Genomic DNA, 22,942 nt, shown 5'->3' on the forward strand with positions numbered 1-22,942 from the left:
CCAGTCTGCCCTGACGGCGAGAAATGGGGCGGAATGAAGACCACAACCAACCCGCCTCAACTCCGCAACCGCCGATAAGCGCTCAAATGGCGCACCAACCCCTGCCTGTCGCCGAGCTTCTCGTGAAGCATCGCGAGGTTGTGATGCGCGTCCGCATAGGAAGGGTCGAGCTGGAGACATCGTTTGTAACTGCGCCCCGCCTCATTCAGCCGGCCCAATTCCTCCAGCGCCACGGCTCGGTTGAAGTGCAGCACGGCGTCATCGGGAAAATGCGAAAGCGCCCGGTCGAAAACGCCCAGCGCGTCTTCACACCGTCCATCTTGCTCACAGAGAAGCACGCCCAGGTCGACATAGGCCTCATAGAACGGCTTCGGCGACAACTCCAGCGCCTTCCGGTAGGCCTGCTCCGCGCCCTTGGCATCCGACTCCATCAGTTGCCCGCCAAGTTCGTACCACTCCTCCGCCTGACGCTCCACGTCGTTCTGCCTCGGTGCCGGATCGAGGACGACGACATCGCCCTTGATGTCAGCGACCTCGAAATCCAGCAGAAGCTGTCCGGTGATGGCATCCCATTGCGAAGGTCCGGTCTTGACCGCGATGGTGTTGCCGACAGCCGTGACGCGGATGCCCGACAGCGGCAGCTTGTCCGGCAACTCGGCTTTCAGTCGCAAAAGCGCGTTGGCTATCTTGCGCGGCGGTATCTTTGCGGAACGCAACTGTAATGCGGTGCGCAGCAGGACAACGTCCTGGAACGTGAACCGAAGCTCGTTGCGGGCCCCCCTGGACGGCGTGACGAAGCCTGCCGAAATCAGGCCCGCAAGCACCGGTCTCGATATGCCTAACATCGACTGCAGCTTGGGCATCGAAACGCCGTGCGGAGCACTTCTGCGCGTCACTTGCGAGCCCGGACCTTCGCGGGAACCTCAGCAGGCGCTTTCGGCGCGCGGACCGCCGGCTTGCGAGTCTTCGGCGCGGCGGCGATTTCCGTCACGTCGTCCTTCGCTGCTTTTTCCTTGGGCCCGGCGGCGGATCTGGCCTTCGTGCCGCCTTTCGCGAGACTGGCACGCAAAGCCTCCATCAAGTCGATGACCTGGCCGCCCGATGCGTCTTCCTCGGGCTCGGCGGAAATGATTTCCTTGCCCTCGATCTTCCGGTCGATGGCCGCAAGGATGCGCTTCTTCTCTTCGTTCTCGTACGCTTTCGGGTCGTAGTTCTCTTCAGCGCCCTGCTCGATGATTTGAATGGCCAGCTTCAATTCCGCATCCGACACCGGGACGCTCTCGATGTGCAGGTCAGCGAGGGAACGGACTTCGTCCGCGTAGAGCAACTGCTGAAACACCAGCCCTTCCGACGCGGGTCTGATTTGCACGATATGCGTCTTGCCCTTCGAAGCCCACTTGCCTAACGCGCAACGTTGCGTTTCGACCAGTGCCCTCTGCAGCAGGCTGTATGGCTTGCCGCCCCGCTTGTCCGGCGCGATGAAGTAGGCCTTGTCGTAGTAGATCGGGTCAACGGCCTTTTCCGGAATGAACGCCACCATTTCGACCACGTGGCTTGCGCCTTCCTCAAGCGCTTTCAGTTCGTCGGCCGCGAACACGACGAACCGGTCTCGCTCGAATTCGTAGCCTTTCTTCATCGCGGAACGCTCGACGACCTCTCCCGTCGATTCCGCCACGTACTGTTGCTTTACGCGGGAGCCGTCTGGCGCAAGCAAATTGAATCGCACGTCGGACGCGCTTTCAGTCGCCGAATACAACTTGACGGGAATGGAGACGAGGCCGAACGACAGGGAGAGTGAGGCGATAGAGCGTGCTGGCATGAGCTTCTCCTCGCGTGCCGGAAACTGCGCCAGCCACGATGGCGAACTCGATGGCGCCCCAAGCCCGCCTGGTTTCGATGCGGCCCCGAACAAGGCCGACGTGAATCGAAGAGTACCACCAGCGCCAGACGCGCGTTGCCGCCGACGGCAAGCGGCCTAATGATTACTGGGCGCCGACCCTCGGTTGCCCCGGGCCCTGCTCCGGTCCGTTCAACGCAGGCACCCTGGCATTATCGGCAAGACGCATCTTGCTCGTGGCAACCGAAAGCATGACCGTCGATTCAACATTGCCAGGATCGACGGCTTTTGCGTGCGCGGCGCTTTGCGCCATGCATCCCCAGTTCTTGCCGAGTTCGCACCATCTCGCATCCTGCAGCGAGGCGTCGCGTTCCTGTTCGCGCCGAAGCAGATCACCGGCCAACTGGTGAGCTTCCGGCCGTGATTTTGCGTTCGCCGGCAGTTGCTCAAATCTCGCCCGGGCTTCCTTCAAGTCTCCCTGCGCAAGTGCCTGACGTGTGCCGGCCAAAGCATTCCTGTCCGGCGCCGTCTCGACTTTTTGCGTCGGACGCGGGTCGAGCTTCCTTGTGGGTGCCACGTCACCGACCGGTGGCGATACCGCATGGGCCGGTTTGGTCAGAATGGCGCCCATCGTTTCGGCGGGGATGGCCGTGCTCGGAGTCTCTTCGGGCAAAACAGCGCCGGCAGCAGACTGGTCGACAGCCGGAGCCGGTGGCGAGGCGGACCGGGGCAGCGGCTGCGCAGCGTCTGATGCGTCCGATGCCGCCCTGGACGACAGCGCGACAACCCTCCCCGCGCCGTAGTTGCTCAGCGACGAGGCGTCCGGTTGCGCGTCCTTCGAGTGCTGGAAGTACATGAGACCGGCGGTGAGCAAGGCAGTCACGCCGACGCCCGCTGCAAACGACATCACGATCGAGTCAAAAGCCGAGCTGGCTCGTACGCGCTGGAGCGCGCGCGCTTCGTCGGTGCGTTGCGCCGGAGCCGGACGATACGCCGGACGCGCGACGCCCGCGTGGATTCCGCGGTCATCGTCCAGTGGCAGGGCCACGGTTTCCGCGCCGCAGATCGGGCAGTATTCGGCGTCTTCCGCGGTTTGAGCGCCATGCCCCTTACAACGAGGGCACGTACGCCGTACAAGGGTTTCAGCGTAGCTCATCCTTATTCCCAGTCGCTAACGACAAAGACCACCGTCCTGCGAGAGTCTCTGTCGGGATCATCCACGGGCAGCGTCGCCAACCAAGCATCGGCCCTGCTCTCGGGCTCTTCGGTCAGCGATGAGCGCGAGCGGTGATGTCGGTACATTTGGCGGAGCCTCAACGCCGGGCTTGCACATGCAGCGTGCAGGGACGGCGCGTCGTTACCTGATGTTCACCAGAAACGAGGCGCGGCAATCGACTTCGAGCCGCCGTGCGATCCAGCGGACTCGATTTTTCGCTCATGAGATGCTCGGTGGATGGTGTCTCACACATAGAGGCCGCTTACCCGCTGGCAGCCGAACGCCGATACCGATGCGTCCCCGAAAAGCGCTCACTCAACCGACAGATTACCACCGGCGCGGTCTCGTCGTTATTCGTGCGAGCCAAGGTCCGATGCGGCACGTTGGGGACGCATCAAAAGCGAACCGCCGATCTTCGGTCAGTCGAACTCGACGCCGCCACTACGCCGAAGCACGTCGAGGCGCCGGATTTGCTGAGGCAGAATTCGTCCAAGCGACAGCGCAGGCAACGTGTCGAGATCGAAAAAGCCGACCCCATCGGTCTCGACTCCGATGACCTCTCCCGCGTTCACGATCTTGCCGAGAAAAATCAGCTTCCAGATGTGAAAAACCGAAGGCGGGTGCGGATGCTTCGCGGTATCCCACACAGCCAGCAGTCGCTCGACGGCAACCGTGTATCCGCTTTCTTCCCTCACTTCGCGTGCCGCGTTTTCGGCAGGCGAGGCGCCGACATCCGCCCATCCTCCAGGAAGCGACCAGAGGCCCTCGGCCGCTTCGCGCACCAGCAGGATGTCGCCCGCGTCGTTGAATACGGCGCATCGAACGTCGAGCTTTGGATTCGCATAACCCGCTTCATGCGCGAAAAGTTCAGCGACCTGCTCCGCATCCATGTCGGCGATCTCGCCAAGCTGGGCATGAGCGATGGCGGCAATCTCCTGGTAGCGCTCTTTGTCGAATGCGCCGTCTGTGTAGTGCAAGCCGGTTTGCGCCAGTGCCAGCAGGCGTCGCGCTTGCTCGAGTCGTCGAATGGTCAAGCGGGCCTCTCAAGTGTGTATGGCTCTTGCATCAGGCTGGCGCGCTGATTCATGCATGCTATCAACAGCTCACTCGGGCGTCGGCTCGGTGTCCAGGCCCGTCCAACTGACGCTCGACACGCCCTTTTCCATGCTCAGGCGACCGGCAAGTTGATCAAGCTTCGGTTGGTCCTTCGGATGCAATTCCAGCGTCGCGGTCACCTCGACGCGTTGAGGGTCGCCGTCGTAGTCGCGGCTGGGGTTGACCACATGATGTCAGCCGACGACGAGATGCGAAGCGCATGCGCCCCGGAGAGGCCGAGCCCCACGCCGCCTCGAAAGATGATCAGCGCATCAAGGCCATCTGGACGACCTTGAAAATGACCAAACCGACCGCGACGACAAGATAGCCCCGCAGCACGCCCATCCAGATTCGGCTGGACCGAGTCAGGACCGGCAGCGGCAGGTCCTTCAACGGCGGCATGCGCCACGTATCGCGCACCTCCTTTGAATACGCCGGGGCGTCGTGGTCCGCGCTGGGTGTGGGCTCACGTCGAACCTTGCGAAGCGCGGATGCCCCGACGTAACCCGCAACGGCGAGCAGCGTGCCGCCTGCGAGCACGCCAAGAATCGCCTCGCCGCTGATGTCCGGATACATGACCGATGCCGTCAGGACAAGCGACAGCATGACCAACACCCAGATCACGGCGCCCGTGAACAGATTCAGCCGCTTAGAATTGACCCACGGTCCCAAGACGGCTTTGTCATTGCACAGCAACAGCAGGAAGACCGTCGCGCTCGGCAGCAACACGCCCGCAAGCGTCTGCACCGCGACGGTCATCAGTCCAAGCGGGCTGCCGGGGAGCAGGACCAGCGTAGCGGCCAACGCAACGATGCCGAAGTACACGAGATAGAAGCCCTTCGCGTCGGTGACGCCCCGATGCAGCGAGTGGCGAATCTTGAACACGTCGCCGATCGCGTATGCAGTCGACAGCGACACGGCTGCCGCACCAATGATGCAGGCATCGAGCAGCGCCACGGCGAAGATGACGGCCGGCAAGCGGCCGACGTGCTTGTCGAGCCCCGCAATCACCCCGCCCGCATCGGTGAAATTGCCGAACTCGGGTGTGCCCTCGAACAGCGCCGCGCAGAACGAGATCATTGCGACCGCGCCGATCATCACGAACGCGATGCCGATCCACAGGTCGATTTTTTCGTACTTCATGAAGCGCGTCGTGATGCGCTTGTCGATGATGTAGCTCTGCTGGAAAAACAATTGCCACGGCGCCACAGTCGTGCCGACGATGCCGATCACGAGCAGCATCACGTCGCTCAGCTTCGAGTGTGCGGGCCAGTTCGGGATGAAGAGGTCGTGCGTCATCTGCGAAACCGGCGGATGAATCGAGACGAGCACCGGCACGAGCAACAGGCTGAGCACGCACAGTCCGACGGCAAACCGCTCGAAGCGACGAAAGTCTCCGGTACTCACCGCGGCCATGGTGATCAGCGCGGCAATGCCAACGCCCACGATTTTCGGCACGCCCAGGAAGTCGAGCGCGAACGTGATGCCGATGAACTCCGTCACGATCGTGAGCGCATTGAGGATGAACAGATCGATGACGCTGAACGCGCCCCAGAACTTGCCGAAGCGCTCGAAGATGAGCCGTGCATGTCCCACTCCGGTGACCGCGCCAAGACGCAGCACCATCTCCTGATTGACGAAGAGAACCGGCACCAGCAACAGCAAGGTCCACAGCAACGACGTGCCGTAGTTCTGTCCGGCTTGCGTGTACGTTCCGAATGCGCCAGCGTCGTTGTCGCCGACCATGACGATGAGGCCCGGCCCGAGAACCGCGAGCAGCGTGCGAAAGCGCGCCCGCCAACTGGAGCGCGGCGCAGTGTCGTGATGGGCGATCGTGCCGAGTGCCCCTTTGATGTCGCCGATATGAGCGTCATCCAGGACAGCGCTGGCGGGCGCCGAGACGTTCGTTGGAGTGGACATTTGTATTCCCCGTGCAAGTCTTTTGGAGTTCATTCTTGCGGCATGCGTGAATGGAACCGCTTCACGAATGCCGGACGATGCTATGACTTTGAAAATCGCTTCCTGACGGCATCCCGGATCGCGGACAGCGCACTGGATTTGCGCCGCTTTACTGGGTTCAAAGAGACCGTCGCGGGGTTCGCGTGGCAAAGGGCACGCGATACTTGCATGCGAGGCAGTGGGGTAACAAGCAAACCGAAGAGCATCGTAGTCTCCGAGCGTCTGGCTTGACGCGAGTTGCGGAACGCAAGCAGACACGGAGCGGACGCACGATGCGTGGACGACTGTCGTCTACTCGCTTCCCTTGGATAAAGGCAAAAGCGGGCGATATGACGGGTAACTGTCACTGTCCGACATGGCGGCTCCTGATGTGCGTTTCTTGCGCACAAGTTCATCCACGCGCCACGCTGCGCCCATCGTTTTGCAGGGGCGACAAGCGGGCGCAATCGCGAGCCATCGCTCGCGTCGCGATGCCGCCAGAGACGCAATCAATCGATGCGACTTTGCGGCGCTAAGTCAGATGCACGGAAGGTACTGGAGTGAAGAAGTACTGGGCGCGCACCGTCTGCTCGATGGCAAGACGGCGGCAAGATGAAATGAGCGCGGACGTCCTGCCGGTCAGGCAGAGAAACTATTCGAAGGTCGACTACTGCAACTGTCCAAGGCGTTCGCCCCATTCGTGAAGATATGCAAATATTAGGCCGACGCGAAATGTCGAGTCAACCGCAATTCTCTTGCGGAGGTGAAATACTTTTGGATCGTGTGGCGCAAGCGACGTAAACGCGAAGCTTGGCTAGCGTCGATGGACACGCGTGGAAAGGAAACCGGAAGAAAGCGACAGCCGCCGCCCTTTGCGAAAGAGTCCCGCGAAACCCGAAAAGCAAACGTCGATTGAAAGTGCCTTACGGATCTCGCGAGACAAGGTGCAAGCGATGAAGGACTCGTGCAGTTATTGACCGCCGGAGTACAGCTTGTTCATGTCCGCTGGCGAAGCGGGACGTATTGCCGTTCCACCACCCGAGGCCGACGACCCGCTCGTCACGCCGCCGTAACCCGTTGCCGCTTCGCTCGGGCTTATTCGCGCTTCTGCCGCCTGGATGTTGGTCGGATAGTTAGGCTCGTCTCCGCCGCCGGGTGTATAGCCGGCCTGTTCGAGCGCTTTGAGTTCACTGCGTACTTGCTGTCGCGTTACGGGTGAATCGGACTGCGCAAACGACACGAGCGGAACGGCCAACACCGACGCGGTCACTGCTGCATAGATCAGGGATTTCATCATGGCCCACTCCGTCTCAAAAGAGCCTTCTTTAGCTCGTCGCAATCATCATGTCTAAAGCCCACTCTCTCAGCATAGTCGACCGTTGGTCGACAACGCCGCAGATGTCCCCGCAGACCGCTACCGGTCAGGTTCCGGTCATAATTCTCATGCGATACGACAAATTTCTCGCATGGTCGATTCCGGCCGATTCCTGCGGCTTCGGCGAACGTAAGCGCCGTATCGAACTCAAACGCCTTCGCCTTGAATAAACGGAGATCCGACCATGAGAATCGCCGCCACCGCCATCGGTCTATTGTTCGCGCTGACCGCCTTCTCCTCGCATGCGCAGGAGCCCGCCGCCAGCCAATGGCGTTTCACCGAGACCACGCTCTTCGATCTGGTTCAGAACGGCTACAGCATCGCCGCGGTCACGAGCGGCGCGGCGCGCATTGGACCATCGGTGGAAGACACGTTTTTTCTGCAGAAGACCAATAGCGTGTTCAAGTGCTTCGAAACGCACGCCGCCGACGCCGGTAGCAAGCGCGCCGCCACGCCGTTCGAATGCTATGAATTGACCAAACCCGGCGCGACGGCGCCCGGCAAATAGGACACGCGGCACCGCACCGCGGCGATGATCACGCCTCGCCGCGGCCGGAAAAATCAATCGAAGGGATCAGTTGTCGTCGGATCGCACCGGCGGCCGTTCATGCGGAGCGGGCTCCGCTTGTTCGGCGTCCGGCGCGGAAGGTCCGGTCGTGGGCGCCGCCGAGGGTGGCGGCTGATTCGTCCGGGCGGGCTGCTTGACTGGCTCGGTACTCGTGGCTGCTGACATCGCGTTCTCCCGATGGCTGGGGATGTTCCCCGCCTCCACGTTAGCACCGAACGCAGCGATCAACCGACTTCCGGCTCCCCTTCGCCGGGCTTCTTTCCCGGCTTGTCGTTCGGACCTTGCTGCCTTGCGTCGTCGTCGCGTTCGGGCAGCTTGCTCTTCTCGTTGTCACTGTGTTCTGTGGACTGCACATTGCCGGCTTCGTTCGTATCGCTTGTCATCGCCATCTCCTCTCGCGTTTGGGATGGACAAGACGTCAGCAAGTCGCGGTCCCGCCCGACGCATTGCGCCGCATTGGTGAGCGCCCGCGCTTTTGACTACCATGAAAGTATCGCGAACCGCCAACCGGCAAGCCGGGCCGTCATGACCGCATCGATCGGGAAATACGCGAAGCAACTGGGGACCGCGCTCATCGCGATAACGGTCGCGGCCTGCACGATCACGCCGCCGCCCAAGTCCGTCGAAAGCCGGCCGCCGGCGGCCGTGAGCGGCGCGACGCTCGACCAGTACAAGGCGCGCGTCGCGGCGCGTATCTTCGAGCGCAATCCGTCGCTCGTGCTGAAGGGCACGCCGCAGGCGATGCTGCGCTCGTTCGTGGTGGTCTCGTTTACCGTCGATCGCACCGGCCACGTGGTCGAATCCTCCGTGTACCGCACCAACGGCGACGACGAAGCCGAAGCCACCGCGCTCGCGTCGCTGCGCCGCGCGTCGCCGCTGCCCGCGCCGCCCGCGCGGTTGCTCAACGGCAACGGCAGACTCGAGTTGTTCGAAGGCTGGATGTTCAACGACAACGGCCAGTTCCAGTTGCAGACGTCGCACTCGCCGCAGGCGACAACCATCGATTAGTCATCACTCGGGTTGCCGCCTCGCGCACGATCGTTATAATTTTCGGCACCCCAGCCTGGCTCCGACCGGCGCGGGCCTTTGCCGCGTGCCGACCGCACGCATGGCGAAGCCCGGCAAGCGGCCCGTGCGTTACTCATGCGCGGCGCCCGAAACGCAGGCGAACCCTCGCCTCATCCTCCGCGCCGCGCGGGAAGCCCGCTGCCCCTCAAAAAAAGAACGCGCCGAGACACCACGCGGCGACGAACATCCAGCACCACGACAACGGAGACTCCATGTCCTCAGCATCGCTTTCCGCCGCCGAGCCCAACGACGGAAAAAACAGCACTTCGCGCGTGATCTTCGCGAGCTTCATCGGCACCGCCATCGAGTTCTACGATTTCTACGTCTACGCCACCGCCGCCGCGCTCGTGATCGGCCCGGTGTTCTTTCCACACGGCTCGCCGGCGGCGCAGGCACTGTCGGCGTTCGTCACATTCGGCATCGCATTTATCGCGCGGCCGATCGGCTCGTTCATCTTCGGCCACTTCGGCGACCGCATCGGACGCAAATCGACGCTCGTCGCCTCGCTCCTCGTGATGGGCCTCTCGACGACGCTGATCGGCTTCGTGCCCGGCTACGCTTCGATCGGCAGTCTGGCGCCCGTCCTGCTCTGCATCCTGCGTTTCGGGCAGGGCATCGGGCTCGGCGGCGAATGGGGCGGCGCGGCGCTCCTCGCGACCGAATATGCACCGCCGGGCAAGCGCGGCTGGTTCGGGATGTTCCCGCAGCTCGGGCCGTCGATCGGTTTTCTTGCTTCGAACGGCCTCTTCTTCGGCCTCGCGCTGTCGCTCTCCGACGAGCAGTTTCGCAGCTGGGGCTGGCGCGTGCCGTTCATCGTGAGCGCGGTGCTGGTCGGGCTGGGGTTTTACGTGCGCCTGAAGATCGCGGAGACGCCGGCGTTTCGCGCGGCCATGGACCGGCACGAGCGCGTGCGCGTGCCGATCGCGACGCTGCTCGGGCAATATCTGGCGCCGACGCTTCTCGGCGCGCTCGCGATGGTCGTCTGCTACACGCTCTTCTACATCTCGACGGTATTTTCGCTTTCGTACGGCGTCTCGACACTGCACTTCTCGCGCGAGAAATTCCTCGGGCTCCTGTGTTTCGCCGTGATCTTCATGGCGATCGCGACGCCGATTTCCGCCCGCGCCAGCGACCGCTTCGGACGCAGGCCGGTGCTGATCGTCGGCTGCATCGCGGCGATCCTGTCCGGCTTCACGATGGCGCCGCTGCTCGGCAGCGGCAACACGTTCGCCGTCGCGCTCTTCCTGACGCTCGAACTGTTCCTGATGGGCGTGACCTTCGCGCCGATGGGCGCGCTCTTGCCCGAGCTCTTCCCGACGAGCGTGCGCTACACCGGCGCGGGCGTCGCGTATAACCTCGGCGGGATTCTGGGCGCGTCGGTGGCGCCCTACATCGCGCAGTTGCTCGCGAATCGCGGCGGACTGGCCTGGGTCGGCGCGTATGTGTCGGTGGCGGCGGCGGTGAGCCTCGTCGGCGTGCTGTGCATGCGCGAGACGCGCGATATCACGCTGAGTTGAGCTGGATCGCTGAATTGCCGGATCGAGTCGAGCGCGCGCGGGTTCAGCGCTCGGGCCGGTTCGCCGCGTGCGCGGGCACCGGTTGCGCGTTGACGGCAGGCAATCGCCGCTCGTTCTTGCGATCGCGCCAGAATCGCGCGAGCCACAACAGGCTACCGATCGCGGCGGCATCGGCGGCAAGCCCCGCGACCCACGCAAAATGGCCGGCGGGAATCACGCGCAAGGCGGTGTCGAGCACGAGCGACACGCCGGTTCCCGCGATGAAGCACACGAGTCCTTGCCTGCCGATCGTCACGACGCCCGGCAGGCTGCGCGCGAGCGTTTTGATCCAGCCGGCCTGCACGGCCCGCGCGACGACCCACGCCATCACCCCGAAACTGACGATGCGCAGCGTCGCCAGGTTCTGCTTCATGTAGCCGGGCGGCGGCGCGACTTCGAGGAAAAGCTTGAAGAACGCGAAGACCAGCAGCACGGCGATCGCGGCGCGCGTAAGCCAGCGCGCGGTCGCGCTTGCGTGAAACTCGGCGCTGACCGGCTGGACGCGCCCGAAAATGCCCGCCATGAACATCAACTGCCAGGCGAACGGATTGAACGACCAGCCTTCGGCGGACGCGGACGGCAGCATATGCGCGAGCGGCGCCGCGAAGAGCCAGATGCCGAGACTGCCGAAGAGCGCGACCACGGGCCTGTGCGCGGCGAGCGGCACGATCAGCGGCACCGCGAGCGCAAAGAGCGCATACATCGGCAATACCGCCGACAGATACGGCTGATGGCGCAGTGTCGCGACTCCGGCGAGCAGTTCGAATGGCCGGTCGAGAAACGTCGGCCATTCGGTATAACCGAGCATCGGAGAATCAATGCGCAGCAGCATCAGCAGCGCGCCGGAAAGCAGCATCAGTGCAGCGGTGAACAGATAAGCGCGGTAAATCTCCCAACTGCGTCTGAAAAAGCGCCGGCGTGCCGCTGTTTCACTCCGATGCGATTCAAGAGCCGTATAAGCCGCCGCCGATGCATAACCGCCTAGAAATACGAATACCTCTGCGGAATCGCAGAACGCGTATTTATGCAGTGTAAAATTTGAAAGGACGCTTCCCGAGATGTGATCGACCGCGATGATGAGCAGGACAATTCCTCGAAAGAAATCGACTTCCAGTGAACGTCCGGTCGGTGATGTCATCGATGAAAGCTCCGCATCCGCATGCCGGCGCCTGACCAAACGCGCGCCTTGCTCATTCGGGTTTGTACGAAGCTAAGGGAAAAGATTCCCCAATACAAGATTTATTTGATGAACTATCGATCTAATCAATCGAATATGGCGTGAGAATGGCTTTTTTGTCGAATTTGCGTCCGCCGCGCCGCCGCATATACTGACATTAATCAGCATGATAATGCGGCCGCGCCGCGAAACCTTGTCAGGGAGCCGGGGACATGCGTATTCATCTTCAAAGTTCGCATCTCGTCGCGATTATCGCCATCGCATTGTTCACAGCATTGATGCTTGCAATCCGCTTCCGGCCACAAAGCTGGCGCGGCATTCTGTGCGAGGCGCTGATCGCGAATCTAGGCGCAATCGCGGCAGTAGTGGCTTTCGAAATTCTGACAGCGTGAGTTAATCCCTTGCTTCAGAATTTAATTCAATCTGCTTTCAGCATGCGCACAGAAACTTGAACTGCGCCGCGTATTTCGGGTCGCAGGAATAACGGGCCGCCGTCCGACACTTCACGACACTTCGGATAGGCGGCACGAACCGGCTCCTCTCCGCTCCCGCCTCCCCGACGGGAGCGTTTCGAAGGCGCGTGGCGAAAGCCTCGCGCCTGTTCTTTTCCTTTCCACGCATTCTTCCCGTCTTTACTTCCCGTTGCATGGGCTTTGTTTTCGAGATGGCTCGCTATAATCGACGCTTTGCCGGTGGCCATCCGTATGATTCGCGCGCTCCGCTCTCTTCCGATCGTCACCGTGCGTCGCGCGCGAAGCATCTGGCGCCGCTATGGGATCTTCTGGCTGGGCGCGATCGCGGTCGGACTGGTCGCGGTGCTGTATGCGCGCCTGATCGACTGGGGCTACAACGTCTTTCGAACCGCGCAGCATGAGCACGTGTGGTTGCCGCTCTTGATCACGCCCGCCGTCGCCGCGCTCTCGGTGTGGCTCACGCGCACATTCTTTCGCGGCTCCGAAGGCAGCGGCATTCCACAGGTCATCGCGGTGCTGAACGGGCCGACGTCCGCGTCGGGCGCGCGTCTCTTGAGCTTGCGCATACTCGGCGGCAAGATCGCCGTGTCGTTCCTGGCGATCCTCGGCGGCTTCACGATCGGCCGCGAAGGCCCGACCGTGCAGGTCGGCGCCGCCTTGATGTTCAACCTGCGGCGTCTTTATCCGCGATCGAATTCACTGATCGAGCGGCAACTCGTGCTCGCGGGCGCGGCGGCCGGATTGTCGGCGGCGTTCAACACGCCGCTTGCCGGCATCGTGTTCGCGATCGAGGAACTCACGCGCAGTTTCTCCGTGCGCACGAGCGGCGTGCTGATCACGGGCATCATCCTCGCGGGGATCGTCGCGCTCGGGCTGAACGGCAATTACACGTACTTCGGCACGATCAACATCGGCCAGCACTTTCCCGATTCGCTGGCGGTAGCCGTCGTGCTGACGGCGATCGTCACCGGCATCGCGGGCGGCGTCTTCTGCTGGCTGCTGCTCAACACGGCCAGATGGATTCCGGCGCCGCTGCGCCGGCTCCACACGTCGCGGCCGGTCGTGTTCGCCGCGTTGTGCGGGCTCATCATCGCGATAGTCGGCCTCGTGTCGGGCGGCACCACGTTCGGCAGCGGCTACGCGGAGGCGCGCGGCCTGCTCGAAGGCCGGGAGCAGCTTTCGATGTTCTACCCGCTCCTCAAGATGATCTCGATGGTCGGTTCATACCTGCCGGGCATTCCGGGCGGCATTTTCGCGCCGTCGCTGTCGATCGGCGCGGGCTTCGGCAACGTGCTGCACATGGTCTTCGACCACATGCAGTTGCCGATGCTGATCGCGCTGGCGATGGTCGGCTATCTGGCCGCCGTCACGCAGTCGCCGATCACGGCCTTCGTCATCGTGATGGAGATGATCGACGGCCACGCGCTCGTGATCTCGCTGATGGCGACCGCGCTGATCGCGAGCCGCGTGTCGCGCTTCTTCGCGCCGCCGCTCTATGAGGCGCTTTCAGAGCGCTACATGGCGCATATGCCGCTGCCGTCGCCCGCGCCTTCGCCCGAAGTGCCGGAAGCGCTCATCGAGGAAGAAGACGCGGAACCTCGGAACTAGGCGCCCGCCGTTAGTAGATGAAGACGCTCGCAGCCGGCCGGGCGTAGTAAGGATGCGCCGGCACGACGACGCAGCCGCCCAGCATCGTCGCGAGCATCGCGATCAATATGAATCGTTTCATCGCGTCGCTCCGGCTCAGGCCCAATGTCCCGGCACCCAGCGCCACGCGCCCTCGCGAGCGGCCCAATGGCCTTCCGTCCAGCGATGTCCGACTTGCTCAACCTGCCAGTGTCCCGGCGCCCACACGTACTGGCCGTGATCCCAGCGCCAGTGACCGCGATCCCACACATAACCCGCGCGCGCCGGAGGCACCGGCTCGTAGCGCACGGCGGGCGGCGCACTCGGCGCGACGATCACGACCTGGGCCGACGCGCTCGCCACAGCCATTGCACCGGCAGCGACAATCGCGGTTTGAGCGAGCAGGACACGGAGAGAGATTTTCATGACAGGCCTCGTTTGTTATTCGCCGGGTCGGCGAGCGTTGCGGTACCGGTTCAATGCGCGAGGCACGCATTCAGCCGACATCGGCCGTGTAACCACGAGGCCGAATGTGCAACGGAATATTGATGAAAGACCCGACGATTCCTTCCGTGCTCACGCAAACGATAGCGTCGAAAAACAAAAAGCCAGGATCACCTGATCCTGGCTTTTGTTTTCTTCGGTGCGCGCCGACGGCTTCGCCGCGAGCGCGCCTTAAACGAACAGTCGCGAATTGACGCGAAGTTGCGTTTACGCCTGCGGAATTTCGATCTTCACTTCCAGCACTTCGAGATCGTCCTGACGCTCGAGACTCACGCGTATGTCGTCATTGGAAATCTTCACGTACTTGGAAATCACGGCAACGAGTTCCCGTTGCAACGCCGGCAGATAATCAGCGGCTGCTTTGCCACCCGCGCGCTCGTGCGCAATGATCAACTGCAAGCGTTCCTTCGCAACCGAAGCGGACTTCCTTTTCTCGCCCAGCAAAAACGAAAGAATCGACATTGCGTCCCCTTACTTGGTGCCGAAGATGCGTTGCAGCAGACCGGGCTTGTGGTAGTCGGTGAAACGCAGCGCTTTCTCCTCGCCAAGGAATCGCGACACGATGTCCTTGTACGATTCGGCGACGTCGGTACCATCGAGGTGCACGGCGGGCAGACCCTGGTTCGACGCATGCAGCACCGCTTCCGATTCCGGAATCACGCCGATCAGTTCGATGCGCAGGATCTCCTGGATGTCGTTGAGCGAGAGCATTTCGCCTTCGCTGACACGCTTCGGGTTGTAGCGCGTGATCAGCAGATGTTCCTTGACGGGCTCCTTGCCCTCGATCGCACGCTTGGTCTTCGACGACAGGATGCCGAGAATGCGGTCCGAGTCACGCACCGACGACACTTCCGGATTCGTCACGATCAGCGCTTCGTCGGCGAAGTGCATCGCGAGCAGCGCGCCCGATTCGATGCCCGCCGGCGAATCGCACACGATGTATTCGAAGTCCATCGCGATCAGGTCGTTGATCACCTTCTCCACGCCTTCCATCGTGAGCGCGTCCTTGTCACGGGTTTGGGACGCCGGCAGGATGAAAAGGTTCTCGCATTTCTTGTCCTTGATGAGCGCCTGATTCAGGTTCGCTTCACCCTGGATCACGTTGATCAGGTCGTACACCACGCGGCGTTCGCAGCCCATGATGAGGTCGAGGTTGCGCAGACCGACGTCGAAGTCGATCACGGCCGTCTTGTGGCCGCGCAAAGCGAGCGCCGATGAGAAGCTCGCGCTGGTGGTCGTCTTGCCGACGCCGCCCTTCCCCGAAGTCACCACAATGATTTTTGCCATACAGTTACCTTGTGTTCGTCAATTAAGTCCGCCTGCTGCCTGCCCGAGTGCGCGCCATTGCCTTCAGGCGCAGAAGCGTCAGGTGAGCCGCAACGGTTCGATCATCAGTTTTTCGTCGTCGAGCCAGATCTGCACCGACTTGCCGAGCACATCGGCGGGCAACGGGTTCTCGGTCGTCCGGTAGATTCCCGCGATCGAGATCAGTTCCGGCTCGAGACAGGTGCAGAAGATCCGCGCGTCGTTGTTGCCGTGCACGCCCGCGAGCGCGCGCCCGCGCAACGGCGCATAGATGTGAATGTGGCCTTCCGCGATCACTTCCGCGCCGTAGGACACGAGCCCCAGCACGACGAGATCGCCCTTCGCATAGACCTGCTGGCCGGAGCGCAGCGGCCGCTCGATGATCGTCGTCGGCGACGGGGCCGCGGGCGGCGGCGTCTTCGCGACGGCGGCCTCGATCACGGCGGCGGCCTCGGTGTTCGCGCTCGCCGTACCTTCCGACGGCTTCGGCGCACCGCGCCGGTCGCGTGCTTCGAGCAGCGGCAGGCCGCCCTTCGACGCCCATTGCGTGGCCCACGCCTGCGCCGGCAGCGCGACGACGCCGATCGGCCGCATGCGCACGCTCGCGAGCAACGCGGCGAGATCGTCGAGCGACACGCGGTCGGTCGCCGAGGTATCGGCGAGACGGCGCACGTCGATCGCGACGACATCGTTGGCGAAAAACTCGGGAGTCGCTTCGAAGCGCCGCGTGAGTTCGGTGCGCAGCGCGTCAAGGTCGGTGGTCTTGACGACAAAGAGAAGCGTATCGACGGAGCCGCTGCGCAGTTCGAAAAAGGGCGTTTTGTTGAGCGACATAGGAACGGCCAAAAATTTTGCGTATTTTACAGGCGTGCGCGCACTCGGCCATATTTTTTAAGACCGGTTCGCGCGATAGGGACTGCGGGGAACGATGCCTGCCGGCGCACGCCGGCGCGGCAAAAAAGCGAAGGCGTGTCGAACGGTTCACGCCGTGTCCGGCGCGTCTTGTTCCTCATTGTGCACGTGACGCACGAGCAGCGTTTCCCACACTTCGACATGCGCCGGCATCGCCCGGCGATCGCCGGTCGGGCCGAAGCCGAGACGCTCGTAGAAACGCATCGCGGTGCGGTTTTCATCGGCGATCCAGGCGTAGATCTCCGACGCGCCGTGGTCCGCAAGCCATTGCGACGCCGCGTTGACGAGCAGTTCGCCGCCGCGCAGATGCCGCACGGCCGGCGCGACCCAGAGCGCGTGGACGAATGCGCGGCCGAGCGCCGCTTCATCGACGAACGCGCCGACGAGACCGGCCGGATGGCCTTCGGTGTACAGCAGAAAGGTGGCGGTGGCCGGCGAGTTCGCGTGGTGCGCGGCCGTGTCGTCGAAACTGGATGCCGCGGCGAGAAGTGCGTCCTCGAGCGTCTCGTCGAAGGCGTACGGCGCCTCGCGAAGGGAGGCCGTACGAAGCTCGCGGAAGACTGCGCCCTGATGCGCGGCGATGCGGCGAACGGTCAGTGAAGGGCTCATGCGGGCGATTTTTCTCTCTGGCTCTTTCTGGCTGATTCCAGCCTGATTCCAACCATTCCGTAGCTTCAACCGAACGGATGGTCGAGTCAATTTTTTATTTTCGGCAAACGGCTCGCGGCGCGGAGTCGTTGCGGGTGGCGCTGTTTTTACGGATCACCTCGCTCATGGCGTTGCGTAACGGCCGGTGCCGTCGGGCCATGGCGTGAGCAGTTCAAAGCCGTCCTCGGTGACGGCGACCATGTGCTCCCATTGCGCCGAGAGCGAGCGGTCTTTCGTCGTCACGGTCCAGCCGTCGCGCGATTGCTGGGTCGCCGCCTGGCCCGCGTTGACCATCGGCTCGATCGTGAAGACGAGGCCCGGCTTCAGGCGCAATCCCGCGCCGCGCTGGCCGTAGTGCAGCACTTGCGGGTCTTCGTGATACACGCGGCCGATTCCGTGCCCGCAGTACTCGCGCACGATCGAGAAGCCCTCGCGGTGCGCGACCGACTGGATCGCGTGACCGACGTCGCCGAGCGTCGCACCCGGCCGCACTTCGCGGATGCCGGCGACCATCGCTTCATACGTCGTGTCGCAGAGGCGCGCGGCTTGCGGGCTCGGCGTGCCCGCGTAGTACATGCGGCTCGTGTCGCCGAAGTAGCCGTCCTTGATGATCGCGACGTCGATGTTGATGATGTCGCCGTCCTTCAGCGCCTTCGGTCCCGGAATGCCGTGGCAGACGACGTGATTCACCGACGTGCATACCGTCTTCGGAAATCCCATATAGCCGACGTTGGCCGGAATGGCCTTCAGTTCATCGACGATGAAGCGGTTGCAGATCGCGTCGAGTTCGTCGGTGGTGACGCCGGGGCGGACATGCTCGCCGATCATCGCGAGGACTTCGGCGGCCATGCGGCCGGAGATGCGCAGTTTTTCGATATCGGTGGGCGTCTTGAGCGTAATGGCCATGAGGTCGAGCGGTCGTGCGGGAATGGAGTCGGTCGCCGTTCGCGCTGTGAGGATGCGGCGGGCGCGTCGAGGGCGGATTGTCGGCGATGATAGCATCGCCGGCTGATCGGTCAGGGCGATGGCCTTTTGGGCGGAGTCGATCGGTTTCGATCTCTCTCGATCGACGGATTTGTATCCGGGCGCAAACGGCCTTGTTTTGTGCCGGCGTTTACGGTCTATTGGGCTCTTTTATGGTTGGTTCAAGTTCCATGTCCTTATCTCGCCTCACTGTCGTTGCCGCCGCGTTTCTTCTCGCCGCCTGTAGTTCGGCCAGCGGGCCCGAGTTGCGCGCGTCGAAACCCGTCATTCACGTTTCGTCGGCGCGGACGGCGTCGGATATTTCGAGTTGCCTCGAGCGGATGTTGCCTTCCGTGCAAACGACACGTAACAGCGGATCGACCGAGCTTCTCGTCGGGCCGAACGCGTGGCTCGTTACGCTGACGCCGTCGGGCTATGGATCGATCGTGAAAGTGCAGAAGTCCGAGGGGGATTACGGTGGGTTGCCGGAGCCGGAGTTGCGGTTTGATATTGCGCGGTGTACGACTTGAGTAGCGCGCGCGGCACATAGCAAAAACCCCGCAAGTCTTTCGACTTGCGGGGTTTTTTAATCCTGGCGGAAAGGGTGTCCGCCATAATCGCTGTCTCCCGCCGTCAACGACGGTCAATTGACGTCACTCTGGATGCCTTGTCACAGGCCGTTCGCGTCAATTTTGTTGTTTCCTCATGTCGCCGGCTGTACACTCGAATCTTGCTCCAAAGTATGGGAACGGAGCATGGGAACGAATGGAGTGTCCTATGGCGCGGCAATACAACCGTCTGACGCCGCTTGCGGTCAAGCGCGCAACGAATCCGGGCTATCTGCCCGACGGCGGTGGCCTGTATCTGGTGATCGGAAAATCTCCGACAGCGAACGGCGGCAAGAGCTGGGTATTTAGGTTCCGGCAGCACGGCCGGTTGCGCGAGATGGGTCTGGGCTCGCTGCAATTGGTCAGTCTCGCCGAGGCGCGACAACGCTGCATTGAGGCACGCCGGAAGCTGCATGATGGCGACGACCCCATTGAGTTGCGCAGGGCCACGCGGCGCGAAAAGAAGCACGCGGCCGCGCAGCGACGCACCTTCTCCGAAGCGGCGGCCGAGTGCATCGCCAATAAGCGCTGTGAATGGCGCAATGTGAAACACGGCCAGCAGTGGGAAAACACTTTGGCAACCTACGCGTTTCCGATTTTTGGCCAGTGGTCGGTCGAACAGGTGGACAAGGCCGCCATCCTGCTTGCCGTCAACGGCATCTGGACCACCAAGACCGAAACTGCCGCGCGCGTGCTGGGACGTGTGCGAGCCGTGCTTCAGTTCGCGGCGAGCATGGGCTATCGACCGCCGGTTGATCCTTCCCTATGGGCTGACGTTGCCGCCGTGCTGCCCAAGGCGTCGAAGCTGCGCAAGGCGAAGCGCCAGCATTTCGCGGCGGCACCCTACCGGCAGGCACACGAAATCGTCGGTGCCGTTCGGGGGACGACGTCCTCCCCGGCGACGCGCCGTCTTTTCGAGTTCATCGTCCTGACGGCCGCACGCAGCGGCGAGGCACGCGCGGCAACCTGGGGCGAATTCGATCTCTCGACGCGGTGCTGGACCGTCCCGGCCGGGAGGATGAAAGCAGGAAAGCTGCATCGCGTGCCGCTGTCGGATCGCTGCATCGCGATTCTTGAAGAGATGCGCGCCGCGAGGGCATGCACCGCGCGGCCGGACCCGGACGAACTGGTTTTTCCCGCTCCGCGTGGCGGCGTGCTGTCGGACATGACGTTGACCGCGCTACTGCGCCGGCTGTCGCTGCCATACACGATGCACGGTTTCAGGAGCTCTTTTCGTGTGTGGGCCGCCGAGCAGACGACTTTCTCCCGCGAAGTCTGCGAGCACGCGCTGGCACACGGTATCGAAGACGAAACCGAAGCGGCCTATATGCGCAGCGACCTGTTCATGCGCCGCCGCGAGCTGATGGCCGCCTGGGACGCCTATCTTGCGACCGAACCGGCGACGGACACCGCCGACGTGATCCCGCTGCGCGCAGGACAATCAAGATAACCGGAGACGGCGGCACGCATCGCGCGAACAATACATGCCGCCTGACCACGCAACACCCGTCTGTAAGGAGACGCGGCACATGGCTAGTGACAAGCGTAAACCGGCACGCGACGTTCGCGTGGAATTCTGGCGCGACGACGGCGGCGACGTGATCGACGCTGAGACGTTCATTTCGGATTTCGCTGCCCACCACTACAGCACCCAAGGTGCGCCGCCCCCTCGCATCCTCCCGCTGGATGAGTACCTGAAGCGTAGCAGCGCGCTCGTGGACGGTGATCCGTTCGACCTCGATGTTGCCGCAACGCAGAGAGCTGAAGACTTACGCCGCGCGTTGGAAAAAGTGCCGTGCTGGCCGAAACGAAGACGCCACGATTCAGCGACGGTGCGAAGATGCGCGACGGCATGCCATTGCGCTGGCCGTTCGACCCGTTCGTGCGGGTGTTTTTCGCGCGTGACGAGTTCATCGCCTTCATGCGCGACGAAGCGTTGATCGATGGGGGGCAAGTTGCAAACGACCCGCTGCAACCGGATGCCGCCGACACGAGCCTGCTGTTGGGGCCCGCCTTCGCAAAGCGGAAGGGCAATCAGGCCCCCGGGCCGTGGACGCCCGAACAACTGGCCGAGCTGATAACGGCGCATCAACTGCTGCAAGCGCAAGGCGTCCGCAATCCGACGACAACGCTTGCCCGCGAGCTGGGGGTTTCCGCCACCACGATAGCGAAACACCTGGTCGAGGCGAGGGCGAAGGCGAACGAGGCGAAGCCCGGTGGCGCGAACGTCAGGCGGGTTAAGGGTGGCGGCCGGCAGACCTGAAAACGTCACGAGCTCGCAAGGGGTTGCGGGTTGCCGACCTTCGCCCGCGTCCGGCAACGCATCCAGCCCGCAACGGGTTGCGGGGTTGACCGCAACGGGGGCAGCAGGCGGATGCTTCCTGTGTCGACAACAGGAGGCAGCAATGCACACCGAAGCACACCCGCACGCAGAGACGTCGAAGCGGGTTGCCCCCGCTGCCCAGCGCCCCACGCAGGCCGCCGCCTATCTCGGCATCGCGCGCGGAACCTTGTGGAAGCTGGTCAAGGGCGACCCAGACTTTCCGCAACCGTTCAAACCTGCTCCGGGGATCACGCTGTTTTTGACGTGCGGGCTGGACGCCTGGCTAGCCGCGAAAGCCGAAAAGAGCGCGGCTTCGCGCAGCGAGCAATTGAAGCGCGTTCGTGCGTACCAGGCAAAGCACGACGGCGAATTCGACGCATCGAAAAAAAAACAGCCCGCATAGGCGGGCCAAGGAACAACTATGTCTGAGGCCGATTTTGCCATATCGGAGCATGAGCGCATCAGGATTGCGCTTGAGCATATTCCGCCGGACGTTGATCGCGAAACTTGGCGGCGCATTGCGGCGGCGCTGAAAACGGAACTCGGCGACGCCGGGTTTGACCTGTTCTGCCTCTGGAGCGCGAATGGCGATAAGTACCACGCCCCCGCCGCACGCGATACGTGGCTCTCGCAAACGCCCGGTCGCATCACTATCGGCACGCTGTTTGAGATCGCGAAGCGTTATGGCTTCGATACGCGCTCGAATCGTCCTGCGCCGCTGCCGCTTGCCGCGCGCGCACAACGCGAGGCGCAGCGCCAGAAACGAAAGACGAGCGAACTGGCTGCGCGCGACACGAAGCTCAAGCACGCCGCCACGGTTGCGCTCGCGGTTTGGAACAAGGCGACATCCGCGCGTGACGATCACCCCTACTTGACGCGCAAGGGCGTGCGAGCCGTCGAAGCGCTGCGTGAGATCGACGCGACGAAACTGGCGGCGCTAGCGAACTACACGCCGAAATCAAACGGTGAGCCCCTACAGGGCCGCGTGCTTGTCGCGCCAGTGCAAATCGACGGCAGGCTGAGCACGCTGGAAATGATCGACGAGGCGGGCCGCAAATCGGCTCTCGCGGGCGGCGCGAAGGCAGGCGGTTGCTGGAGCGCCGTGCCCATTCCAGCGCGCGTCAGCGAGATCGTGATTGTTGAGGGCGTCGCCACGGCGCTCTCCATATATGAATGCACCGGCGCAGCGACCGTCGCGGCGCTGTCGTGCTCGAACATCCACAAGGTGACGGACGCCATGCGCGCACAACATCCTGCCGCCGCAATCGTCGTTGCGGGAGACGTAGGCAATGGTGAAAGCAACGCACGCAAGGCCGTGCTCGCTGCTGGCGTGAAGCTGGCATTGCCGGACTTCGGTGTGGATCGTCACAACGACCAGACGGACTTCAACGACCTGCATCAGGCGAATGGGGCCGATGCGGTGCGCGCTGCTATTAACGCGGCGGCTGTTCCTGATGCTCCGGTCGCCGATACGACGCGCTATCCCGCGCTCAATGAGCGCCCGTGCTGGCGGATGTATGAAGCGCCAGTTGAGTGCGGCGGCGACGTGCTCAAACCGGGGGTGTACTGGCATCGCGTCAAGTACGAAAAGGGCAACGCGCCCGCAGTGCTGACCGACCAGTGGACCTGCACGCCGCTGCGCGTGCTCGCCGTCACCCGAAATCGCGAGGATGCTGGATAGCGTCAACTGTCTTGTCCGGTCGTCGACAACTATGTTGTCCGGTCGACGGGAGTAATTGTCGTGATCATG

At 62.9% G+C, this 22,942-nt stretch carries 24 protein-coding genes and 1 pseudogene; 10 read left to right on the forward strand and 15 right to left on the reverse strand.

Annotated elements, in window-relative coordinates; translation table 11 throughout:
- Positions 1-56: 56 nt before the first annotated feature.
- From AWB68_RS27935 to AWB68_RS27965, 7 genes and pseudogenes are all read right to left on the reverse strand, one after another.
- On the reverse strand, positions 57-863 hold the full coding sequence (locus AWB68_RS27935; protein WP_087647579.1) for a tetratricopeptide repeat protein: 807 nt from the start codon (positions 861-863) through the stop codon (positions 57-59).
- Between the two features lie 29 nt (positions 864-892).
- Positions 893-1,819 (reverse strand): non-homologous end joining protein Ku, encoded by a 927-nt coding sequence (gene ku / locus AWB68_RS27940; protein WP_087647580.1) that lies wholly within the window; start codon positions 1,817-1,819, stop codon positions 893-895.
- 163 nt (positions 1,820-1,982) lie between these two features.
- The gene (locus AWB68_RS27945) at positions 1,983-2,711 is read right to left on the reverse strand and encodes a hypothetical protein (protein ID WP_125483059.1); all 729 of its coding nucleotides are present in this window, start codon (positions 2,709-2,711) and stop codon (positions 1,983-1,985) included.
- 761 nt (positions 2,712-3,472) lie between these two features.
- Positions 3,473-4,087, reverse strand: a complete 615-nt coding sequence (locus AWB68_RS27950; RefSeq protein ID WP_087647582.1) for an NUDIX hydrolase — start codon at positions 4,085-4,087, stop codon at positions 3,473-3,475.
- Between the two features lie 69 nt (positions 4,088-4,156).
- Positions 4,157-4,303 (reverse strand): annotated as a pseudogene (locus AWB68_RS27955) (MgtC/SapB family protein); the annotation flags it as partial.
- A 109-nt stretch (positions 4,304-4,412) separates the two neighbouring features.
- The gene (locus tag AWB68_RS27960) at positions 4,413-6,068 is read right to left on the reverse strand and encodes an Nramp family divalent metal transporter (RefSeq protein ID WP_087647583.1); all 1,656 of its coding nucleotides are present in this window, start codon (positions 6,066-6,068) and stop codon (positions 4,413-4,415) included.
- 988 nt (positions 6,069-7,056) lie between these two features.
- Positions 7,057-7,383 carry a DUF4148 domain-containing protein gene (locus AWB68_RS27965; protein ID WP_374729615.1) on the reverse strand — a complete coding sequence of 109 codons (327 nt, stop codon included), beginning with the start codon at positions 7,381-7,383 and terminating at the stop codon, positions 7,057-7,059.
- 262 nt (positions 7,384-7,645) lie between these two features.
- Here AWB68_RS27965 and AWB68_RS27970 point away from each other — a divergent pair, with 262 nt between their 5' ends.
- Positions 7,646-7,969, forward strand: a complete 324-nt coding sequence (locus tag AWB68_RS27970; protein ID WP_087647584.1) for a hypothetical protein — start codon at positions 7,646-7,648, stop codon at positions 7,967-7,969.
- A gap of 284 nt (positions 7,970-8,253) precedes the next feature.
- Here AWB68_RS27970 and AWB68_RS48920 read toward each other — a convergent pair whose 3' ends face one another.
- Complete coding sequence (locus tag AWB68_RS48920) at positions 8,254-8,412, reverse strand: hypothetical protein (RefSeq protein WP_200828811.1); 159 nt, start codon at positions 8,410-8,412, stop codon at positions 8,254-8,256.
- A gap of 142 nt (positions 8,413-8,554) precedes the next feature.
- Between AWB68_RS48920 and AWB68_RS27975 the strand changes: the two genes are divergently transcribed.
- The gene (locus AWB68_RS27975; protein ID WP_087647599.1) at positions 8,555-9,037 is read left to right on the forward strand and encodes a TonB family protein; all 483 of its coding nucleotides are present in this window, start codon (positions 8,555-8,557) and stop codon (positions 9,035-9,037) included.
- Positions 9,038-9,309: 272 nt separating this feature from the next.
- Positions 9,310-10,614: an MFS transporter gene (locus tag AWB68_RS27980; protein WP_087647585.1), complete on the forward strand. Its 1,305-nt coding sequence runs from the start codon at positions 9,310-9,312 to the stop codon at positions 10,612-10,614.
- 43 nt (positions 10,615-10,657) lie between these two features.
- Here AWB68_RS27980 and AWB68_RS27985 read toward each other — a convergent pair whose 3' ends face one another.
- On the reverse strand, positions 10,658-11,791 hold the full coding sequence (locus AWB68_RS27985; protein ID WP_087647586.1) for an OpgC domain-containing protein: 1,134 nt from the start codon (positions 11,789-11,791) through the stop codon (positions 10,658-10,660).
- A 251-nt stretch (positions 11,792-12,042) separates the two neighbouring features.
- On the opposite strand from AWB68_RS27985, the gene AWB68_RS27990 reads away from it, so the two are divergent.
- Both AWB68_RS27990 and AWB68_RS27995 read left to right on the forward strand, forming a co-directional pair.
- Positions 12,043-12,222 carry a hypothetical protein gene (locus tag AWB68_RS27990; protein WP_087647587.1) on the forward strand — a complete coding sequence of 60 codons (180 nt, stop codon included), beginning with the start codon at positions 12,043-12,045 and terminating at the stop codon, positions 12,220-12,222.
- A gap of 312 nt (positions 12,223-12,534) precedes the next feature.
- Positions 12,535-13,911, forward strand: coding sequence for a chloride channel protein (locus AWB68_RS27995; protein ID WP_087647588.1), 1,377 nt, complete (start codon positions 12,535-12,537; stop codon positions 13,909-13,911).
- Positions 13,912-14,046: 135 nt separating this feature from the next.
- Here AWB68_RS27995 and AWB68_RS28000 read toward each other — a convergent pair whose 3' ends face one another.
- From AWB68_RS28000 to map, 6 genes are all read right to left on the reverse strand, one after another.
- Positions 14,047-14,355, reverse strand: coding sequence for a YXWGXW repeat-containing protein (locus AWB68_RS28000; protein ID WP_087647589.1), 309 nt, complete (start codon positions 14,353-14,355; stop codon positions 14,047-14,049).
- Positions 14,356-14,640: 285 nt separating this feature from the next.
- Positions 14,641-14,895, reverse strand: a complete 255-nt coding sequence (gene minE / locus AWB68_RS28005; RefSeq protein ID WP_087044906.1) for a cell division topological specificity factor MinE — start codon at positions 14,893-14,895, stop codon at positions 14,641-14,643.
- A gap of 9 nt (positions 14,896-14,904) precedes the next feature.
- Entirely contained in the window at positions 14,905-15,720 is an 816-nt protein-coding gene (gene minD, locus AWB68_RS28010) for a septum site-determining protein MinD (RefSeq protein ID WP_087647590.1), read from the reverse strand.
- A 78-nt stretch (positions 15,721-15,798) separates the two neighbouring features.
- Positions 15,799-16,572, reverse strand: a complete 774-nt coding sequence (gene minC / locus AWB68_RS28015) for a septum site-determining protein MinC (RefSeq protein ID WP_087647591.1) — start codon at positions 16,570-16,572, stop codon at positions 15,799-15,801.
- A gap of 147 nt (positions 16,573-16,719) precedes the next feature.
- Positions 16,720-17,259, reverse strand: coding sequence for a GNAT family N-acetyltransferase (locus AWB68_RS28020; protein WP_087647592.1), 540 nt, complete (start codon positions 17,257-17,259; stop codon positions 16,720-16,722).
- A 162-nt stretch (positions 17,260-17,421) separates the two neighbouring features.
- Positions 17,422-18,204 (reverse strand): type I methionyl aminopeptidase, encoded by a 783-nt coding sequence (gene map / locus AWB68_RS28025; protein WP_087647593.1) that lies wholly within the window; start codon positions 18,202-18,204, stop codon positions 17,422-17,424.
- A gap of 248 nt (positions 18,205-18,452) precedes the next feature.
- Here map and AWB68_RS28030 point away from each other — a divergent pair, with 248 nt between their 5' ends.
- The 5 genes from AWB68_RS28030 to AWB68_RS28050 all read left to right on the forward strand — a co-directional run bounded on the left by AWB68_RS28030 (position 18,453) and on the right by AWB68_RS28050 (position 22,873).
- Positions 18,453-18,791 (forward strand): hypothetical protein, encoded by a 339-nt coding sequence (locus AWB68_RS28030; protein ID WP_087647600.1) that lies wholly within the window; start codon positions 18,453-18,455, stop codon positions 18,789-18,791.
- 247 nt (positions 18,792-19,038) lie between these two features.
- Positions 19,039-20,319 carry a tyrosine-type recombinase/integrase gene (locus tag AWB68_RS28035; RefSeq protein ID WP_087647594.1) on the forward strand — a complete coding sequence of 427 codons (1,281 nt, stop codon included), beginning with the start codon at positions 19,039-19,041 and terminating at the stop codon, positions 20,317-20,319.
- Positions 20,320-20,664: 345 nt separating this feature from the next.
- Positions 20,665-21,132 carry a hypothetical protein gene (locus tag AWB68_RS28040; RefSeq protein ID WP_087647595.1) on the forward strand — a complete coding sequence of 156 codons (468 nt, stop codon included), beginning with the start codon at positions 20,665-20,667 and terminating at the stop codon, positions 21,130-21,132.
- Between the two features lie 142 nt (positions 21,133-21,274).
- Positions 21,275-21,595 (forward strand): helix-turn-helix transcriptional regulator, encoded by a 321-nt coding sequence (locus AWB68_RS28045; RefSeq protein ID WP_087647596.1) that lies wholly within the window; start codon positions 21,275-21,277, stop codon positions 21,593-21,595.
- 18 nt (positions 21,596-21,613) lie between these two features.
- Positions 21,614-22,873, forward strand: coding sequence for a PriCT-2 domain-containing protein (locus AWB68_RS28050; protein WP_087647597.1), 1,260 nt, complete (start codon positions 21,614-21,616; stop codon positions 22,871-22,873).
- Positions 22,874-22,942: the final 69 nt, after the last annotated feature.

It is taken from the genome of Caballeronia choica (genome assembly GCF_001544535.1).
Taxonomy (GTDB): domain Bacteria; phylum Pseudomonadota; class Gammaproteobacteria; order Burkholderiales; family Burkholderiaceae; genus Caballeronia; species Caballeronia choica.

What these genes read in the sequence shown, in the direction of transcription:
- AWB68_RS28030 (WP_087647600.1), top strand. Translation starts at nt 18,453, where the DNA reads ATGTCCTTATCTCGCCTCACTGTCGTTGCCGCCGCGTTTCTTCTCGCC.
- AWB68_RS27975 (WP_087647599.1), top strand. Translation starts at nt 8,555, where the DNA reads ATGACCGCATCGATCGGGAAATACGCGAAGCAACTGGGGACCGCGCTC.
- AWB68_RS27935 (WP_087647579.1), bottom strand. Translation starts at nt 863, where the DNA reads ATGCCCAAGCTGCAGTCGATGTTAGGCATATCGAGACCGGTGCTTGCG.
- minE (WP_087044906.1), bottom strand. Translation starts at nt 14,895, where the DNA reads ATGTCGATTCTTTCGTTTTTGCTGGGCGAGAAAAGGAAGTCCGCTTCG.
- ku (WP_087647580.1), bottom strand. Translation starts at nt 1,819, where the DNA reads ATGCCAGCACGCTCTATCGCCTCACTCTCCCTGTCGTTCGGCCTCGTC.
- AWB68_RS28050 (WP_087647597.1), top strand. Translation starts at nt 21,614, where the DNA reads ATGTCTGAGGCCGATTTTGCCATATCGGAGCATGAGCGCATCAGGATT.
- minC (WP_087647591.1), bottom strand. Translation starts at nt 16,572, where the DNA reads ATGTCGCTCAACAAAACGCCCTTTTTCGAACTGCGCAGCGGCTCCGTC.
- AWB68_RS28020 (WP_087647592.1), bottom strand. Translation starts at nt 17,259, where the DNA reads ATGAGCCCTTCACTGACCGTTCGCCGCATCGCCGCGCATCAGGGCGCA.
- AWB68_RS48920 (WP_200828811.1), bottom strand. Translation starts at nt 8,412, where the DNA reads ATGACAAGCGATACGAACGAAGCCGGCAATGTGCAGTCCACAGAACAC.
- AWB68_RS28035 (WP_087647594.1), top strand. Translation starts at nt 19,039, where the DNA reads ATGGCGCGGCAATACAACCGTCTGACGCCGCTTGCGGTCAAGCGCGCA.
- AWB68_RS27970 (WP_087647584.1), top strand. Translation starts at nt 7,646, where the DNA reads ATGAGAATCGCCGCCACCGCCATCGGTCTATTGTTCGCGCTGACCGCC.
- AWB68_RS27980 (WP_087647585.1), top strand. Translation starts at nt 9,310, where the DNA reads ATGTCCTCAGCATCGCTTTCCGCCGCCGAGCCCAACGACGGAAAAAAC.
- AWB68_RS28000 (WP_087647589.1), bottom strand. Translation starts at nt 14,355, where the DNA reads ATGAAAATCTCTCTCCGTGTCCTGCTCGCTCAAACCGCGATTGTCGCT.
- AWB68_RS27995 (WP_087647588.1), top strand. Translation starts at nt 12,535, where the DNA reads ATGATTCGCGCGCTCCGCTCTCTTCCGATCGTCACCGTGCGTCGCGCG.
- AWB68_RS27990 (WP_087647587.1), top strand. Translation starts at nt 12,043, where the DNA reads ATGCGTATTCATCTTCAAAGTTCGCATCTCGTCGCGATTATCGCCATC.
- AWB68_RS28045 (WP_087647596.1), top strand. Translation starts at nt 21,275, where the DNA reads ATGCACACCGAAGCACACCCGCACGCAGAGACGTCGAAGCGGGTTGCC.
- AWB68_RS27985 (WP_087647586.1), bottom strand. Translation starts at nt 11,791, where the DNA reads ATGACATCACCGACCGGACGTTCACTGGAAGTCGATTTCTTTCGAGGA.
- minD (WP_087647590.1), bottom strand. Translation starts at nt 15,720, where the DNA reads ATGGCAAAAATCATTGTGGTGACTTCGGGGAAGGGCGGCGTCGGCAAG.
- AWB68_RS27960 (WP_087647583.1), bottom strand. Translation starts at nt 6,068, where the DNA reads ATGTCCACTCCAACGAACGTCTCGGCGCCCGCCAGCGCTGTCCTGGAT.
- map (WP_087647593.1), bottom strand. Translation starts at nt 18,204, where the DNA reads ATGGCCATTACGCTCAAGACGCCCACCGATATCGAAAAACTGCGCATC.
- AWB68_RS27965 (WP_374729615.1), bottom strand. Translation starts at nt 7,383, where the DNA reads ATGATGAAATCCCTGATCTATGCAGCAGTGACCGCGTCGGTGTTGGCC.